This window comes from Mesorhizobium montanum (assembly GCF_033977145.1).
GTDB lineage: Bacteria > Pseudomonadota > Alphaproteobacteria > Rhizobiales > Rhizobiaceae > Mesorhizobium > Mesorhizobium montanum.
This window is the reverse complement of record NZ_JAVIJF010000002.1, coordinates 221,003-238,036: the sequence shown is the minus strand read 5'-3', so window position 1 is coordinate 238,036 and position 17,034 is coordinate 221,003. Positions and strand designations below refer to the sequence as shown.

The 17,034-nt window shown below is 64.5% G+C and carries 18 protein-coding genes; 14 read left to right on the top strand and 4 right to left on the bottom strand.

Annotation, left to right across the window (positions count from 1 at the left end; genetic code table 11):
* The first annotated feature begins 71 nt into the window (after positions 1–71).
* Genes pcaD through pobA form a run of 6 tightly spaced genes read left to right on the top strand, consistent with a single transcriptional unit; the run spans position 72 to position 4,934 of the window.
* Positions 72–884 (top strand): 3-oxoadipate enol-lactonase, encoded by an 813-nt coding sequence (pcaD, locus tag RFM68_RS03490; RefSeq protein ID WP_320231261.1) that lies wholly within the window; start codon positions 72–74, stop codon positions 882–884.
* Positions 877–1,275, top strand: a complete 399-nt coding sequence (gene pcaC / locus RFM68_RS03485) for a 4-carboxymuconolactone decarboxylase (RefSeq protein ID WP_320231260.1) — start codon at positions 877–879, stop codon at positions 1,273–1,275. The genes pcaD and pcaC overlap by 8 nt, the downstream gene beginning before the upstream one ends.
* A complete protein-coding gene (pcaH, locus tag RFM68_RS03480) occupies positions 1,268–2,020 on the top strand; it encodes a protocatechuate 3,4-dioxygenase subunit beta (protein ID WP_320231259.1) in 753 nt (250 codons plus the stop codon). Before pcaC ends, pcaH begins: the two co-directional genes overlap by 8 nt.
* Positions 2,020–2,634, top strand: coding sequence for a protocatechuate 3,4-dioxygenase subunit alpha (gene pcaG / locus RFM68_RS03475; RefSeq protein ID WP_320231258.1), 615 nt, complete (start codon positions 2,020–2,022; stop codon positions 2,632–2,634). The genes pcaH and pcaG overlap by 1 nt, the downstream gene beginning before the upstream one ends.
* 11 nt (positions 2,635–2,645) lie before the next feature.
* Complete coding sequence (locus RFM68_RS03470; RefSeq protein ID WP_320231257.1) at positions 2,646–3,698, top strand: 3-carboxy-cis,cis-muconate cycloisomerase; 1,053 nt, start codon at positions 2,646–2,648, stop codon at positions 3,696–3,698.
* Between the two features lie 60 nt (positions 3,699–3,758).
* Positions 3,759–4,934 (top strand): 4-hydroxybenzoate 3-monooxygenase, encoded by a 1,176-nt coding sequence (pobA, locus tag RFM68_RS03465; RefSeq protein ID WP_320231256.1) that lies wholly within the window; start codon positions 3,759–3,761, stop codon positions 4,932–4,934.
* 160 nt (positions 4,935–5,094) lie between these two features.
* Here pobA and pcaF read toward each other — a convergent pair whose 3' ends face one another.
* From pcaF to RFM68_RS03450, 3 genes are read right to left on the bottom strand one after another with little or no spacing between them, the layout of a single operon-like run.
* Positions 5,095–6,300: a 3-oxoadipyl-CoA thiolase gene (gene pcaF, locus RFM68_RS03460; protein ID WP_320231255.1), complete on the bottom strand. Its 1,206-nt coding sequence runs from the start codon at positions 6,298–6,300 to the stop codon at positions 5,095–5,097.
* Positions 6,301–7,104: a CoA-transferase subunit beta gene (locus tag RFM68_RS03455; protein WP_320231254.1), complete on the bottom strand. Its 804-nt coding sequence runs from the start codon at positions 7,102–7,104 to the stop codon at positions 6,301–6,303.
* Positions 7,101–7,958: a CoA transferase subunit A gene (locus tag RFM68_RS03450; protein WP_320231253.1), complete on the bottom strand. Its 858-nt coding sequence runs from the start codon at positions 7,956–7,958 to the stop codon at positions 7,101–7,103. Before RFM68_RS03450 ends, RFM68_RS03455 begins: the two co-directional genes overlap by 4 nt.
* 111 nt (positions 7,959–8,069) lie before the next feature.
* Here RFM68_RS03450 and RFM68_RS03445 point away from each other — a divergent pair, with 111 nt between their 5' ends.
* From RFM68_RS03445 to RFM68_RS03410, 8 genes are all read left to right on the top strand, one after another.
* A complete protein-coding gene (locus RFM68_RS03445) occupies positions 8,070–8,840 on the top strand; it encodes an IclR family transcriptional regulator domain-containing protein (RefSeq protein ID WP_320231252.1) in 771 nt (256 codons plus the stop codon).
* 93 nt (positions 8,841–8,933) lie between these two features.
* A complete protein-coding gene (locus tag RFM68_RS03440; protein ID WP_320231251.1) occupies positions 8,934–9,659 on the top strand; it encodes a GntR family transcriptional regulator in 726 nt (241 codons plus the stop codon).
* A gap of 2 nt (positions 9,660–9,661) precedes the next feature.
* Positions 9,662–10,696 carry an ADP-ribosylglycohydrolase family protein gene (locus tag RFM68_RS03435; protein WP_320231250.1) on the top strand — a complete coding sequence of 345 codons (1,035 nt, stop codon included), beginning with the start codon at positions 9,662–9,664 and terminating at the stop codon, positions 10,694–10,696.
* On the top strand, positions 10,693–11,667 hold the full coding sequence (locus tag RFM68_RS03430) for a PfkB family carbohydrate kinase (protein WP_320231249.1): 975 nt from the start codon (positions 10,693–10,695) through the stop codon (positions 11,665–11,667). Before RFM68_RS03435 ends, RFM68_RS03430 begins: the two co-directional genes overlap by 4 nt.
* Positions 11,668–11,706: 39 nt before the next feature.
* The gene (locus RFM68_RS03425) at positions 11,707–12,786 is read left to right on the top strand and encodes an ABC transporter substrate-binding protein (protein ID WP_320231248.1); all 1,080 of its coding nucleotides are present in this window, start codon (positions 11,707–11,709) and stop codon (positions 12,784–12,786) included.
* A gap of 26 nt (positions 12,787–12,812) precedes the next feature.
* A complete protein-coding gene (locus RFM68_RS03420) occupies positions 12,813–13,682 on the top strand; it encodes an ABC transporter permease (RefSeq protein WP_320231247.1) in 870 nt (289 codons plus the stop codon).
* Positions 13,682–14,470 carry an ABC transporter permease gene (locus RFM68_RS03415; RefSeq protein ID WP_320231246.1) on the top strand — a complete coding sequence of 263 codons (789 nt, stop codon included), beginning with the start codon at positions 13,682–13,684 and terminating at the stop codon, positions 14,468–14,470. Before RFM68_RS03420 ends, RFM68_RS03415 begins: the two co-directional genes overlap by 1 nt.
* Positions 14,470–15,534, top strand: coding sequence for an ABC transporter ATP-binding protein (locus RFM68_RS03410; RefSeq protein ID WP_320231245.1), 1,065 nt, complete (start codon positions 14,470–14,472; stop codon positions 15,532–15,534). The genes RFM68_RS03415 and RFM68_RS03410 overlap by 1 nt, the downstream gene beginning before the upstream one ends.
* Positions 15,535–15,929: 395 nt before the next feature.
* On the opposite strand, the gene RFM68_RS03405 is transcribed toward RFM68_RS03410, so the two are convergent.
* Entirely contained in the window at positions 15,930–16,958 is a 1,029-nt protein-coding gene (locus tag RFM68_RS03405; protein ID WP_320231244.1) for a LacI family DNA-binding transcriptional regulator, read from the bottom strand.
* Positions 16,959–17,034 lie beyond the last annotated feature (76 nt).

Sequence of the window (17,034 nt, the reverse complement as noted above, 5' to 3'; positions counted from 1 at the left end):
AGCAATCCTGGACGGTTTCGATTTACCGAACCAAATACCTGGTGCAATGTGGTTTTGGAGGATCGAAAATCGTGCCATTCGTCAGCATAGGCGGCGTGACGCTGCACCATCGCCATATCGAGGCGGCCAGCACGTCGCGCCCGATCATCTTCATCAATTCGCTGGGCACCGATTTTCGGATCTGGGACGACGTCGTCGCCAAACTGACCGGTGAAATGCCGATGCTTGTTTATGACAAGCGCGGCCACGGGCTTTCCGATATCGGCGGCGGGGTACGCTCGATCGACGATCATGTCGATGATCTGGTCGCCCTCATCGATCACCTCGGCTTCGATAAAGTCGTGCTCTTCGGCCTCTCCGTCGGCGGCATGATCGCGCAACGGCTCTATACCCGCCATCCCAGATGTGTAGAAGCGTTGATCCTCAGCGACACAGCGCATAAGATCGGTACCGCCGCAAGCTGGAACACGCGCATCGCAACCGTTGAGCAAGACGGTATCGAGGCGATTGCCGATGGCGTGCTGAAGGTGTGGTTCACGCTGGAGTTCCATGCCAGGCGCGCGGCCGAGCTGGCGGGCTGCCGCAACATGCTGACCAGGCAGGCGCTGCCAGGTTACATCGGCACCTGCATTGCGGTGCGCGATGCCGATTTCACCGACAGCGCCCGGCGCATCGCTGTGCCGACGCTTTGCATCGTCGGCGATCAGGACGGTTCGACGCCGCCCGATCTCGTCCGCGCATTGGCCGAGCTGATCCCCGGCGCACGCTTCGAAGTGATCCGCAATGCCGGACACATCCCCTGCATCGAGCAACCCGAAGCGCTCGCCACTTTGATCCGCGATTTCGTCGCTTCGTTGCCGGAGGGAAAGTCTGCTTATGGATGATGTTACGAAGAACCGCTACCGGACCGGTCTCGAGGTCCGTCGTTCCGTGCTCGGCAGTCCGCATGTCGACCGCGCCGAAGATGCCGCGACCGATTTCGATCGGCCGTTCCAGCAACTGATCACCGAAGCCGCCTGGGGAACGGTATGGGCGCGGCCCGGCTGGTCCAAGCGTGAGCGCTCGATCGTGACGCTGGCGCTGCTTGCCGCACTTGGCCACGACGAGGAAGTCGCCATGCATGTGCGCGCCACCGCCAACACGGGCGCCTCGCGCGACGACATCTGCGAGGCCTTCCTGCATGTCGCGCTCTATGCCGGCGTGCCGGCCGCCAACCGCGCCTTCAAGATCGCCAAGGAGGTGTTCGCGCAGATGGATGGAGCCTCCCATGGCTGAGCCCAGCTCCAACCGGGCGCCGGAAACGGGCGCCTTCTTTCAGCGCGACCGCCAGTGGCATCCGGCGGCGTTCACACCTGGCTACAAGAGCTCGGTGCTGCGCTCACCGCAAAAAGCGTTGCTGTCGTTCGACAACACGCTGTCGGAATTGACCGGCCCAGTGTTCGGGCACGCGATGCTCGGCGAGCTCGACAACGACCTGATCCACAATTTCGCCAAGGCCGGCGCGAGCGCCATCGGCGAGCGCATCATCGTCCATGGACGCGTGCTGGATGAACGCGGCATAGGCGTGCCTGGCGTCTTGCTCGAATTCTGGCAGGCCAATGCCGGCGGCCGTTACCGTCACAAGAAGGACGGCTATCTGGCGCCGCTCGATCCGAATTTCGGCGGCTGCGGCCGCACCATCACCGGCGAGGACGGCGGCTATGCCTTTCGCACCGTCAGGCCCGGTCCTTATCCGTGGCCGAACGGCCCGAACGACTGGCGGCCGGCGCATATCCATTTTTCCGTTTTCGGCCACGGCTTCGCGCAGCGGCTGATCACGCAGATGTATTTTGAGGGCGACCCGCTGATATGGCGCTGTCCGATCGTCGGCGGCATTTCCGACAGGGCCGCGGTCGAGGCGCTGATCGCCGCGCTCGATATGCACTCGACCATTCCGATGGATGCGCTCGCCTACAGGTTCGACATCGTGCTGCGCGGGCGCCGCTCGACGCTGTTCGAGAACCGGCCGGAGGGCAATTGATGGCGCAGTCGCTCGACCGGCTGAAGGAAAGCCCTTCGCAGACCGCCGGGCCTTATGTGCATATCGGGCTGACGCCCAATTTCTGCGGCATCGGCGGCGTCTATGCGAGCGACCTCGGCTCGACCATGGTCAATGACTTGAGCAAGGGCGAGCGGATCGAATTGCGCATCCGTGTGCTCGACGGCACCGGCACGCCGCTCAAGGATGCGCTGATCGAGATCTGGCAGGCGGACGCCGACGGTCTCTACAATTCGCCTGCGGAATTGCGCGGCGCCGCCGACCCGAATTTTTCAGGATGGGGCCGGCAGCCGACCGACATGGAAACGGGGGTCTGCCTGTTCCACACGATCAAGCCGGGCCGGGTGCCGTTCCGCGACGGGCGGCTGATGGCGCCGCATATCACACTGTGGATCGTGGCGCGCGGCATCAATATCGGCCTCAACACCAGGCTTTATTTTTCGGATGAGGAAACGGCCAATGCCGAAGATCCGATCCTTGCGCGCATCGAACATCGCCTGCGCGTGCCGACGCTGATCGCCGAGCGCCAAGGCGATACTTACGTCTTCGATATCCACCTTCAGGGCGAAAAGGAGACGGTCTTCTTCGACAGCTGACCGTGACCGGCATGACCGTTTCACCCTTCGATCATCCGCTGCTTTCCGGCCTGCTCGGCGACGAAGAGGCAGCGCGGCATTTTTCGGTGGAAGCCGACATCGCGGCTATGCTCGGTTTCGAGCGGGCATTGGCCGAGGCGGAAGCCGGGTTCGGCGTCATCCCGCGCGATGCCGAGGCGGCGATCGTGGCAGCGCTGGCTGCGTTCCGGCCGGACACGGCGAAGCTGCGGGCCGGTGTTGCAAAAGACGGCACGGTTGTGGCGGAATTGGTGCGGCAAATCAAAACCGCCGTCGGCGGGCCGCACGATGCATACGTGCATTTCGGCGCCACCAGCCAGGATGTCATCGACACCTCGCTGGTGCTGCGGCTGCGACAGGTGATCGATCATATCGGCCTGCTGCTCGGCGAGAACATCGTTCGCCTCATCGGCCTTGAACTGGAGTTCGGGGAGCGTGAGCTCATGGCGATGACGCGCATGCAGCCGGCGATTCCGATAACGGCGCGGGATCGGATCGTGTCGTGGCGAGCGCCGCTTGAGCGTCACCAGGAACGGCTTGCTGAGGTGTCGGGCCGGCTACTGGTACTGCAACTCGGCGGTGCCGCAGGCACGCTGGAAAAGCTCGGCGACAAGGCCGCCGCCGTGCGCGCCGCGCTTGCCGCGAAGCTCGGTCTTGCCGACGCGCCGCAATGGCATAGTCAGCGTGACGCGCTCGCCGAGTTAGCCTCCTGGCTGTCGCTGGTGACCGGCAGCCTCGGCAAGTTCGGGCTGGATGTTGCGCTGATGGCGCAGATGGGCTCCGACATCAAGCTGTCCGGTGCTGGCGGCTCGTCGGCCATGCCGCACAAGCAGAATCCGGTGAAGGCCGAAGCGCTGGCGGCGCTGGCGCGCTTCAATGCCGTGCAGCTCTCCGGGATGCATCAGGCGCTGGTGCACGAGCAGGAACGCTCGGGCGCGGCATGGACGCTGGAATGGCTAATCCTGCCGCAGATGGTCGTGGCGACAGCGGCGGCGCTCCGGCTTGCCGCGGAGCTTGTCGCGCAGATTGAAAGTGTTGGACACTAACGCATGTCGCCCAAAAGCGCGCAGCGGTTTTTTGGGAAAACGACAGTGTGAAGGGATCTAATGCGCACGCAGGTCGCTATCATTGGGTCGGGGCCATCCGGCCTGCTGCTCGGCCAGTTGCTTGCCGGCATTGGCGTCGAGACGATCATTCTCGAGCGGTCGAGCCGCGCGCATGTTCTCGGGCGCGTGCGCGCCGGCGTGCTCGAACAGGGTACCGTCGACCTTCTCGGCGAAGCGGGCGCTGCGGACAGGCTGCATGCCCAGGGCCTGCAGCATGCCGGCATCTCGCTTGCCTTCGACGGCCGTGCGCACCGCATCGACATGACCGCACTCACCGGCGGCAAGCATGTGACCGTCTATGGCCAGACGGAGGTGACGCTCGATTTGATGCAGAAGCGCGAGGCGTCAGGGCTCGTGACCGTCTTCGAGACGTCGAATGTCGCGCTGCATGATTTCGATGGCGCGTTCCCCTTTGTCACCTACGACGACAGGGACGGGGTGACGCACCGCATCGGTTGCGACGTCATTGCCGGCTGCGACGGCTACCACGGCGTCAGCCGCCGATCGGTGCCGGAAGGCGCGCTGAAGAGTTTCGAGCGGCAATATCCGTTCGGCTGGCTGGGCGTGCTGGCGGAAGTGCCGCCGGCCGACCATGAGCTGATTTATGCCAATCACGAGCGTGGCTTTGCGCTCTGCTCGATGCGTTCGCCGCAGCGCAGCCGCTACTATGTGCAGGTTCCGGCCGACGAGCGCGTCGAGGTCTGGTCTGACGATCGTTTCTGGGATGAGTTGCGCCGCCGCTTGCCGCCGCAGACGGCGGCGGCCGTCACCATCGGTCCATCCTTCGAGAAGTCGATCGCGCCGCTGCGTTCCTTCGTCGCCGAGCCGATGCGCTTCGGCCGGCTGTTCCTGGTCGGCGACGCCGCTCACATCGTGCCGCCAACCGGCGCCAAGGGCCTCAACCTCGCCGCCAGCGACGTGCGCTATCTGTTTGCCGGGCTTCGCGAATTCTTTTCCGACAGGTCGCAAGCCGGGCTCGACGCTTACTCAGCCAAAGCGTTGGCGCGGGTGTGGAAAGCGGTGCGCTTTTCCTGGTGGATGACGACGATGCTGCACCGGTTTCCCGAGACGGGCGAGTTCGGTCAGCGCATCCAGGAAGCCGAGCTCGATTACCTCGTGCATTCGAAAGCTGCATCGACCGCACTGGCGGAGAACTACGTCGGGCTGCCTTACTAGGGTATGCCGATATTCAGGTGAGGCCGGCCTGCAAACGGCAGGTTCCTGCGCTTCCGGTGCTCACGTGCGTTAAGCACGCTCCGCTCCGGTTCTCGGAACCTGCCATTTTCGACTCGGCCTGACCTGAATCTCGGCACACCCTGGCGTGTGCCTATCGATTTCAAACCCGCTCAAGCGCGATCGCTATGCCCTGGCCGACGCCGATGCACATCGTGGCAAGCGCGTAGCGTCCGCCTCCCTCGCGCAGCTCGAACGCCGCCGTGCCGGTGATGCGCGCGCCCGACATGCCGAGCGGATGCCCGAGCGCGATCGCGCCGCCGTTTGGATTGACGTGCGCGGCGTCCTCGGCGATGCCGAGCTGGCGCAGCACCGCAATGCCTTGCGAGGCGAAGGCTTCATTGAGTTCGATCACATCGAATTGCTCCGGCGTCAGGCCGAGACGGGCGCAAAGCTTCTTCGTGGCCGGCGCCGGGCCGATGCCCATGATGCGCGGCGCAACGCCTGCGACGGCACCGCCGAGGATACGGGCGATCGGCGTCAGGCCATGCTTCCTTGCCGCCGCTTCGGAGGAAATGATCAGTGCGGCGGCGCCGTCATTGACGCCGGAGGCGTTGCCGGCGGTTACCGTGCCGCCCTGGCGGAACGGCGTCGGCAGTTTGGTCAGGGCTTCGACGGTGGTGCCGGCACGGGGGTGCTCATCCTTCGAGACGACGATGGCCTCGCCCTTCTTCTGCGGGATGCTCACCGGCGTGATCTCTTTCGCCAGCCGGCCACCGGCTTGCGCGGCCACCGCCTTGTCCTGGCTGCGTACGGCGAAAGCATCCTGATCGGTTCTGCTGACGGAAAAATCCTCGGCGACGTTTTCGCCGGTCTCCGGCATGGAATCGACGCCATACTGCTTCTTCATCAGCGGGTTGATGAAACGCCAGCCGATGGTGGTGTCGTAGATCTCGGCGTTGCGTGAGAAGGCAGCGTCGGCCTTCGGCATGACGAAGGGCGCGCGGCTCATCGACTCGACACCGCCGGCAATCATCAACTCGGCTTCGCCCGATTTGATGGCGCGCGCGGCGATGGTGGCGGCGTCCATACCCGAACCGCACAGACGGTTGACCGTCGAACCCGGAATGTCCTGCGGGAGGCCGGCGAGCAGCAGCGCCATGCGCGCCACGTTGCGATTGTCCTCGCCCGCCTGGTTGGCGCAGCCATAGACGACATCATCGACCGCCGCCCAGTCGACGCCGGCGTTGCGCTCCATGAGCGCCCTCAGCGGGACCGCCGCAAGGTCGTCGGCGCGGACGGAGGACAACGAGCCGCCGAAGCGGCCGATGGGCGTGCGGACGTAATCGCAGATGAAGGCTTCGGTCATCTAAGCAGCTTTCCCTTTGGCGGTCCCTTGATGCGCCGCCCTGGTGCGGGCCTGCAGGTCGCGCAATGTCTTCAGCTCGAGTTCCGTCGGCGCCGGCGTCTCGTCAAGGGCCTCCGCGAACTTGACCGTCCAGCCACAGGTTTCCTGCACCTGCTCGCGGCTGACGCCCGGATGCAGCGACACGACTGTGAATTCCTTGGTGATCGCGTCCGGCTTCCAGATGGCGAGGTCGGTGATCAAAAGCGTCGGGCCGGCGGTGTCGATGCCGAGGCGCTTGCGATGGTCGCCGCCTTCGCCATGGCCGAAGGAGGTGAAGAAATCGATCTTCTCGACCATGCCACGCTTCGACTGGGACATGGTGATGTAGACCTCTCGTGACGAGGTGGCGATCTCCGGCGCGCCGCCGCCGCCGGGCAGCCGCGTCCTGGGATGCGCATAGTCGCCGATGACGGTGGTGTTGATGTTGCCGAACTTGTCGAGCTGCGCCGCGCCCAGGAAGCCAATCGAGATGCGGCCGCCCTGCAGCCAGTAGCGGAACATCTCCGGCACCGCGACGGTGGTGACCGCCGTCTCGCACAATTCGCCGTCGCCGATCGACAGCGGCAGCACGTCGGGCGCGGTGCCGATGGTGCCGCTTTCGTAGATCAGCGTGATGTCGGGCGCATGGGTGAGCCGCGCGACGTTGCAGGCGGCCGATGGCGCGCCGATGCCGACGAAGCAGACATCGTCGCTTTTCAAGGCGCGGCTGGCCGCGATCGTCATCATCTCGTTCGGGCTGAAGCCCATATCCTTCGCGTCGCTCATGCGGCCTTCCTCAGATGCTCGACGCGACCGGCAAAGTCGTCCGCGCTGCTCTCGATGACGTTCTTCTGGATCCATGCCTGGAAGCGGTCGCGGTCGGCAGCGATCTCGTCCCATTCGAGATAGGCGGCGTTGTCGCGCTCGTAATAGCCATGCGTGTAGGAGGGGTGCGAGCCGCCGGGCACCACCGAAATCGCCGCGATGGTCCAGTTCGGCAGCACGGTGAGGTTGGGGTGGAGGTCGTCGAAATTGTCGACCACTTCCTCGACCGTCACCACGGCTCGCTTTGCCGCAAGAACAGCCTCCTTCTGGATGCCGATGATGCCCTCGACCAGCACATTGCCTTTTTTGTCGGCCTTCTGCGCATGGATGAAGGTAACATCGGGCCGGATCGAAGGGACTGCCGCCAGCACCTCGCCGGTGAAGGGGCAAGTAACGGATTTGATGTTCGGATTGACCGAGGCAAGGCCGGTGCCGCGATAGCCACGAAACACCGCGCAGGGCAGGCCGGCCGCACCCGCCTCATAGGCGTTGGCCATGCCGGCGTGGCTGTGCTCCTCGATCTCGACGGCGCGCGGAAAGCCGCTCTCGATGGCATCGCGGGCGCGCCTGAGCAGGCCGACGCCCGGGTTGCCGACATAGGAGAAGACGATCTTCCTCGCCATGCCCATGCCGATCATCTGGTCGTAGATCAGGTCGGGCGTCATGCGGATCAGCGTCAGGTCGCGAAAGCCCTGGCGGATCGCCTCATGCGCGGCAGCGGTCGGGATCAGGTGGGTGAAGCCCTCGAAAGCGACCGTATCGCCGTCATGCAGATTCTGTGCGACCGCCTCTTTCAGCGGCAGGAACTCGACCATCGTGGAACGCTCCGGAGATCCAGAAAAAAGTTCGCATTGCGAACGCAAGTTTTCTATGGGATATTTCTATCCCGACAGCCCGGGCAGAGTCAACGTTAGCTAGGAACGGCCGTGGAAGACGAAGCAATATCGCGAGACCATGTCGGCTCGCTGGAACGCGGCCTGGCAGTGATGGAAATCCTCTCCCACCATCCGGGCGGCATGACGCTGACCGAGATGGCCGAGAAAGCTGGCCTGACCCGCGCCGGCGCTCGACGCTTTCTGCTGACATTGGTTGCCACGGGCTACGCGACGCAATCCGGCCGGCTGTTTTCGCTGTCGCCGCGCTTGCTGACCGTCGCGCGGACCTGGCTCGGCGGTGCTTCGCTGTGGACCTTCGCGGCGCCGATCATGCGCGAAGTGGCGGGGCAATTCGACGAAGCCTGCAATGCGGCTGTGCTGTCGGGCGAGGACGTCGTCTATGTCGCGCGCATTCCCGGCCGGCGCATCCTGAGCGTGGCGCTCGATGTCGGCACAAGGCTGCCGGCCTACTGCACCTCGATGGGACGGGTGCTGCTTTCCGGCTTGGCGGCGGATGAATTGAAGAGCTTCCTGGCGCAGGCGACCATCGAGCGGCGCACGCAGAAGACGATCACCGGCCGCGCCGCGCTCGGCAAGGCCATCGACAAGGCGAGGGTGGATGGTTTTGCCATCGTCGACGAGGAGTTGGAGCTAGGCCTGCGCTCGATCGCGGTTCCGATCATAGATCGCGCCGGCCGCACCGTCGCCGCCATCAACGTCTCGACGCAGTCGGCGCGTTTCTCGGTCGAGGCGATGGAGCGCGACATCCTGCCGGTGCTGCGGAAGGCCAAGCAGCGCGTCGAGGAATTCTTCTTCGTTTAACGCCCAACCGGTCGTCAGGCGGAAGGCCGTTGACGCTTCATTTCAGATACGCTAATGAACAGGATTATACAGGTTCACTGAACAGGTATCGATATGGCCCGTCGCGCGATGCATCTCACTCCCGGCACGGGCAAGCCCGAGCAGATCGCGACGGTTCTGGAGCATGAGATACGCTCCGGCCTGCTCGGCTTCGGCGACCGCCTGCAGAGCGAGAACGAGCTCGTCCAGCGCTTCTCCGTCAGCCGCAACACCGTCCGCAAAGGGCTCGAAGAACTGTTGAGCCGGGGGCTCATCACAACCAAGGTCGGCATCGGATCGTTCGTCACCTTCGACGGCATGCCGGTTGATGACGCGATCGGCTGGTCGCGCGCGCTTGCCAATGCGGGCGCCAATGCCGAGACCCGCACATTGCGGCTCGAGATCATCGAGGACGCGGAACTGGCGGCCAGGCTCGGAGCCGGGAGTTCGTCCTTCATCGCCGTCGACCGCGCCCGCACCAATGCCGACGACGGCCACGCCATCTCGATCGAGCGCAGCCGCCTGCCGCTGTCGCCGGAGTTGGAAGAGGTGCCGTTGCGGGGTCTGCGCGAAGGCTCGCTGCACCAGACTTTGCGCGGGGCAGGGCTGGTCCCAGACCACGGTGAGGAATGGGTGGACATCGAGATGCTGAGCGCCGCCGACGCCGCTATCCTCGATTGTGCGCCCGGCACGCCCTTCCTGCGCACACGCCGCCTGACGCGCGCCGCCGACGGACGTGCCATCGAATTCGTCACCAGCCTGCTCAATCCGGCGCATTTCGCGCTCCATCTGGAGTTCTGAACATGGCGGACGCTGCCTCGATGGATCGGGCAATGGGCGCGCTGATCGGCGGGGCGCTTGGCGATGCGCTGGGCATGCCGACACAGCTTCTGTCGCCGGCCCGCATCGCCGAGCTCTACGGTCACGTCGAGGATTTCGTCGCGCCTGCCGCCGATCACCCGGTGTCGAAAGGGCTGCCGGCCGGTGCCATCACCGACGATACCGAACAGGCGCTGCTGCTTGGCCGCATCCTTGTCGAGTCCGGCGAGCGTTTCGACCATGCGCGCTGGGTCAACGCGCTGCTCGACTGGGAGCGGGACGTCAAGGCTCGCGGCAGCTACGATCTGCTCGGACCGTCGACCAAGCGCGCCATCGACGCCATCAACAGCGGCGTGCCCGCGGAGGATGCCGGCCGTGGCGGCGACACCAATGGCGCCGCAATGCGCATCGCGCCGGTCGGCATCATGATGCCGCCGGAGCCGCTCGATGCCCTCGTCGCCAAGGTGGCGCAAACCTGCCGGGCCACTCACAACACCTCGATAGCCATTGCATCGGCTGCAGCCGTGGCTGCCGCGGTCAGTCTCGGTATCTCGGGTGGCGACTGGCGCGCGGCTTGCGGCCATGCGGTCGCAGCGGCAAGACTTGGCGCCGCGCTCGGCCATTGGGTCACCGGCGGCGACGTCGCCGCGCGCATTCTCTGGGCGCAGGCGCTTGTTCGCGGCAAGGCCGAAAAAGAAGCGATCAAGCTGATCGTCGACCTTGTCGGCACCGGTGTCGCCAGTCAGGAATCGGTGCCGGCGGCATTCGCGGTGCTGGAGGTCGCGCAAGGCGATGCGTGGCGGGCTGCCGTCATCGCAGCCAATCTCGGCGGCGACACCGACACGATCGGCGCCATCGCCGCCTGTATGGCCGGCGCCTGTGCCGGCCTGTCGAACCTGCCGCAGGATCGTATCGCCCGGCTGCACGGCATCGACATCGCGGACGTCCGCGCGCAGGCCGGCGATCTGGTCGCCGCGCGCGACTCCAAGACCGGTCCAGGCAAGGAGGACGCGGCATGAGGGGACGGCTTGTCCATGTCGGCAGCGCCGTGGTCGACTATGTCTACCGCATCGACGCCTTGCCGGCGGCGGGCACGGAAAAGACCGCGACGAGCTACGCACGGGTTGCCGGCGGCGGCTTCAACATGATGGTCGCGGCAAGCCGCACCGGCATGAAGGTGGTGTTCGGCGGCCAACTCGGCACCGGGCCGGACGGTGACTTCCTGCGCGCCGCTTTCGCGGCCGAAGGCATCGAGACGCTGACGCCGCCGTCGCCCTCGATGGACAGCGGCAATTGCGTCGCCATGATCAGCGGCGACGCAGAACGCACCTTCGTCTCGTGGCCAGGGGCCGAGAGCCAACTCACGCCGGCCATGATGAAGCCTGTCACGATCATGGCGGGGGACTGGGTTTTCACCTCGGGCTACACGCTGAGCTATCCCGGCAGCCGTGACGTACTTACCGACTGGATCGAGGCGCTGCCGGCCGACATCGCTTTTGTCTTCGACCCGACACCGGTGATCGCCTACATTCCGCGGTCAATCCTGGACCGGGTGCTGGCGCGTACGACCTGGCTGAGCTGCAACACCAATGAGGCCGCCGAGATTGCCGGCGCCGGCGATGCCCAGACCGTCGCGATCCGATTGCTTGCCGAGCACTGCCCCAGGGCCGAAGGCGTCGTCATCCGAGCCGGCGCGCATGGCTGCCTCGTACGGATAGCCGATGGCGGCACTCGCGCGGTGCCCGGTTTCAAAGTGGAAGCCGTCGACACGAATGGGGCCGGCGACACGCATATCGGCGCCTTCATCAGCGCATTGTCGCGGAGCACGCCGCCCTGCGAGGCGGCCCGCTACGCCAATGCCGCGGCGGCCCTTTCCGTCACCCGCCATGGCGGCTCTTCGGCGCCCACCCATGAAGAGATCCAGGAATTCCTGAACCAGCACGGCCTAGCAACGACCGCGCATGGCCGAGAGGAAGCGACTGCAACTTAACAAGCCCATCAACCGGGCAAACAATGAGAGGAAGAAAACATGCGCATGCCCAGACTGACCGCTTTTTTGACGGCGACCGCCGTCTTCGTCTCAGCATTCACGGTTTGTGCATTCCCTTTGGCAGCACAAGCAGCCGAGGAAGTGCATGTGCTCAACTGGAAAGGCTATGGCGCCGACGAGCCCTGGGCGGTCGCCAATTTCGAGAAGGCGACCGGCTTCAAGGTGGTCAACGACTTCTTCAACTCCGAACAGGAGATGCTGACCAAGATCCGGACCAATCCGGGCCTCTACGACGTCGTCATGATCAACGCCGCCTTCAACGACCAGGCGATGGCCGGCAAGCTGATCCAGCCGATCGATGTCTCGAAGCTTTCCAACTATGCCGACATCGCCAAGGACAAGGCCGGCTCGCCGATGCTCAACCACGACGGCAAGGTTTTTGGCGTGCCGTGGGTGTGGGGCCTGACAGCGCTGGCCATCAATGACAAGTCGTTCGACAAGCCGCCGACGAGCATCGCCGAGATGTGGGACCCGGCGCATAAGGGCCGCGTCATCATCCGCGACGACGCCGTCGAGGCGGTGCAGTTCGGCGCGCTGGCTTCCGGACAGAACATCAACGACATCAAGGATATGGAAGCGGTCAAGGCGAAGCTCACCTCGCTGATGCCGCAGATCAAGACCTTCTGGAGCTCGGAGAACGACTGGAACCAGATGGTCGCTTCCAACCAGATCGATATCGGCACCTATTGGAGCGGCTCGGCCGACCGCGCCAAGACACATTTCAAGCTGCCGGTCTCGCTGGTCATCCCGCAGGAAGGTTCCGTTGCCTGGCTCGACGCCTTCTCGATCCCCGTCGGTTCCAAGAACGTCGCCGGCGCCGAGGCCTTCATCAACTACATGATCGATCCGAAGTTCTATGTCGAATGGGTCACCAAGGTCGGCGCTCCTGTCTCCGCCAACACCAAGGCGGTCGAGGCACTGCCCGAGGATGCCTTCAACCGCAAGGTAATGGGTGATCCGGAGGTTGCCAAGCGCATCCAGTTCCAGGCGCCAATCACCGACGAGCAGCGCGAGAAGTATTTGGCGCTGTGGCAGGAGTTGAAGGTCAACGTGAAGTAACGGGCGTCTTGGGGAGGAGAGGCAAAATGGCTGACCAGCTTGCGGCCGGCTCGCGCCGTGGATTGAGGCCCGCCCTGCCGCTTCTCCTGCCCGCCTATCTGTGGCTGACGGTTGCGATCTTCCTGCCGCTGTCGGCCATGGTCTTCTTCTCCTTCATGACCGACCTGCCGCTGGCAGGCAAAGAGTGGTCGTTCACGCTCGGCAACTACGCGGCCTTCTTTTCGCAAAGCCTCTATTCGAAACTGCTGCTCGCATCGCTGCGTCTCGGGCTCGAGGTGACGCTGTGGTGCGTCGTCATCGGCTACCCGGCAGCCTATGTGCTGGCCAAGGTGCTCAAAGGGCGTAGCCGCGAGGCGATCTTCCTGCTCGTCATCCTGCCCTTCTGGTCGAACGGGCTGGTGCGCATCTTCTCATGGGCCATGGTGCTGCGCGAAGGCGGCATCCTCGATACGGCGCTCAACGCCGTGCTGCCGTTCAAGATCAACATCGATCTGATGTATTCCTACCCGGCCGTCATCATCGGCCTGGTGCACTCCTACGTGCCTTACATGGTTCTCACCTGTTACCTGACGCTGCAGGCCATCGACGACTCGCTGATCGAAGCCGGGCGCTCGCTCGGCGCCTCGCGGCGGCAGGTGCTGTGGCGGGTGATCATCCCGCTGTCGATGCCGGGCCTGATCGCGGGCGCGGCGCTGATCTTCGTGCCAGTGGTAGGCTCCTTCATGGAGCCACGCATCCTCGGCGGCCGCACGGGCACCTTCTACGGCACCGTGATCGAGGACCAGTTCGTCGCCGTCTTTAACTGGCCGCTTGGTGCGGCGCTGTCCTTCATCCTGCTCGCCGTCGTCCTGATCATCCTGGCGCTGGCCGCTCCAGTTTTGCGGAGGGCAGGCTGATGGCGACGACGCGCATCCTCGAATGGCTCGGGCGCTTCTACATCGTGCTGCTGCTCGCCTTCCTCTATCTGCCGATCATCATCATGGCGCTGATGTCGTTCAATACATCGCCCTTCTACCAATTGCCGTTCGAGTGGACGACGGACTGGTATGCTTCGCTCTGGCAGAACGACCAGCTGATCGCGGCGACCTGGAACAGCATCGAGATCGCCGTCATCACCACGATCATCTCGACGGTGCTGGGCGCGATGGCCTCGCTCGCGCTCTATCGCTACGAGTTCCGCGGCAAGAAATTCCTGCAGGCGCTGCTCTTCCCGCCGATCGCCATTCCGTGGCTGATCACCGGCACGGCGATGCTGATCTTCTTCTTCGGTGTCGGCATCGGCCGCGGGCTGGTCGCCATCCTGCTCGGCCATGTGGCGCTGGCGCTGCCTTATGTGATCGTCGTCGTCTCGGCCCGGCTGCAGACCTTCGCGCCGGAGCTGGAGGAGGCGGCACGTTCGCTCGGCGCCAATCAGTGGCAGGTGACCATGCGCGTCACGCTGCCATGGATCATGCCTGGCTTGATCGCCGGCGGGCTGTTTGCGTTTGCCGTGTCGTTCGACCAGTTCGTGGTCTCGTATTTCCTGTCGACGCCCGGCCAGACGACGCTGCCGGTCGAAATCTATGCCGCGATCCGCAAAGGCTTCACGCCCGAGATCAATGCGGTCTCGACGATCATCATTGTCGTATCCATGGCGCTCATGCTGCTCACGGCACGCTTCTTCAAATTCGGCGGAGAGAAATAATGGCCGGCGTCCAGGTAGCGAACGTCTCCCGCAGTTTCGGCGCCCATAAGGCGTTGGACGATGTCTCGATCGATTTCGCCGACGGCGGCTTCTACGCGCTGCTCGGTCCGTCGGGCAGCGGTAAGACCACGCTGCTCAGGCAGATCGCCGGCTTCGACTTTCCGGACACCGGCCGCATCGCCATCGGCGGCGAAAGCGTGGAGCGCGTGCCGGTCGAGAAGCGGCGCATCGGCATGGTGTTCCAGAACTATGCGCTGTTTCCCAATATGAGCGTCGCCGACAATGTCGCCTTCGGCCTTTCGGTGCGCGGCGAGGCGAAGGCGACGATCGCAACGGAAGTGCAGCGCGCGCTCGACCTCGTGCAACTCGGCAAGCTCGGCGGCCGCCGGCCGCATCAGCTCTCCGGCGGCCAGCGCCAGCGCGTGGCTCTTGCCCGCGCCATCGTCACCAAGCCGCGCGTACTCCTTCTCGATGAGCCGCTCGGCGCGCTCGACAAGGCGTTGCGCGTCGACATGCAGATCGAATTGAAGCGTATCCAGCGTGAGATCGGCATCACCACCATCTTCGTCACGCACGATCAGGAAGAAGCGCTGACGATGAGCGACCGCATCGGCATCCTGCGCGACGGAAGACTGGTGCAGGAAGGCCCGCCGGAGGACATCTACGACAGGCCGCAAAGCGAGTTCGCCGCGACCTTCCTCGGCGACGCCAACATCTTTCGCGGCGATGCGACCGGCAATGGGATAAAGCTGCCGGACGGCACGACAATCGAGGCTTCGACAGGCGCATCGGTGCCGGCCGGCGCCAAGGCGAGCTGCGCGGTTCGGCCCGAGCGCATCCGGATTTCGACCGGTGCGGCAAAGCCCGATCCATCCAATGCCAACACGCTCAAAGGGCAGGTCTCAAAGCGCATCTTCGCCGGCAACAACAGCACCTATTTTGTCGACCGTGACGGCCAGACGCTGAAGGTAATCGTCCAGAACACCGGCGCCGAAAGGCTTAATGAAGGCGAACCAGTGATGCTCAGCTGGTCGCCGGACAGCACGGTGCTTATCGCGGCCTGAGATAGCTCTCCAGCATGGAAGTCTCGACCGGTGAACGTGGCATGCCTTGGAGATTGGCACGGAACGCCCCACCATCGTCATCCACGGGCGGAGCGGGAGCGAAGCGGACGCGTAGACCCGAGGATCCATTCCGTGACTTCCGAGCGCTGCCGTGCTGCAGAATTCTGCTCCGTTGCGTTCCACAGCTTAGGTCACGGAATGGATTCCAGGGTCTCCGCGACGCCGCTTTGCGGCTGCTCCGCCCTGGAATGACGAGGTTGGGAGGCTTCAACCAATCCCCGGCGTTTGCGCTGATTTCACGGAAAATGAGCAGTAAAAATTGTGCCCGCCGGCAAACGCAACCTTTCAAAATCCTGTGTCGAGGAACTAGCAGATCGGGGGAGTTTGAGAGAGGCCTAAATCTCCGGGATACTCTCGCGGAAGATCACCTGCAGCCTCGGCTGGTGCAACTCGTAGGGTAATCCCCTGACGGAGTGGGACAGGATGTTGAGCGCCTCCCTGGCCTCCACACGCGGGTTCTGGTCGATCACGGCATCGAGCGTGCCGTCGAGCAGGAGCTCCTTGGTGCCGTCCGTCACCTCATGGCCGAGGAACAGAATGTCTTTCGCGCGTCCGCGTTCCTTGAGCGCGCGGGCGATGCCGGTGTTGCCGGCGCCGACATTGTAGATCGCGGCGAGGTCCGGGTGGCGCTCAAGCAGAGCGGAGGCCTCCGAATAGGCCTTTTCGCGGTCGTCGAGCATTTCGCGCATCTCGACGATCTCAAGGTTGGGGGATTCTTCCGCGAGGATATGTCGGAACCCCATCTCGCGCTCCTCATGGCCGCGATAGGCGAGCGACCCGGCGAATAGCGCGACCTTGCCCGGATGGCCGGCGCCCATGAAGCGGTTGAGAAGGTAGCCGGCCAGACGGCCCGCGGCGCGATTGTCGATGCCGATATAGGCGACCCGCGGCACATGCAGGATGTCGGAGGCGATGGTGACGACCTTGATGTCGCTGGCCGACAGCGAGCGGATCGCCTCGCGCACCGTCGGGTGGTCGAGCGCGATAACGCCGACCCCTTGCGTCTGGCCATGCAGGTCCTGCAGCAGGCGGGCGAGCCGGTCGGGGTTGAAGCCCTCGATCGTTGTTACGCGCACGTCGAGATCGGGCCGCGTCAATGCCTGCGCCTCGATGTGCCGGTGCAGCAGCTTGATGAAGGAGTTGGTGCCGGCCGGCAGCGCGAAGTCGAGCCTGATCGTCTGTCCAGGCACGACTCGCTGCGGCGCGCCGTTCGGGGTTTCGGCGATATAGCCCAGGCGCTGCGCCATCTCGATGACGATCTCGCGCGTGCGGGCCCGTACCCCCGGCCGGTTGTTGAGCACACGGTCGACCGTGGCCGGAGAAACGCCGGCTTCCCGGGCTATGTCTGTCAGGGTTGACCGCACGTCGAGCACCTCATCGCAAGCATCAAAATCACGGAAGCTTCCAATCCGTTCGGGAAAACCGCTCAGCCGCAGCAGC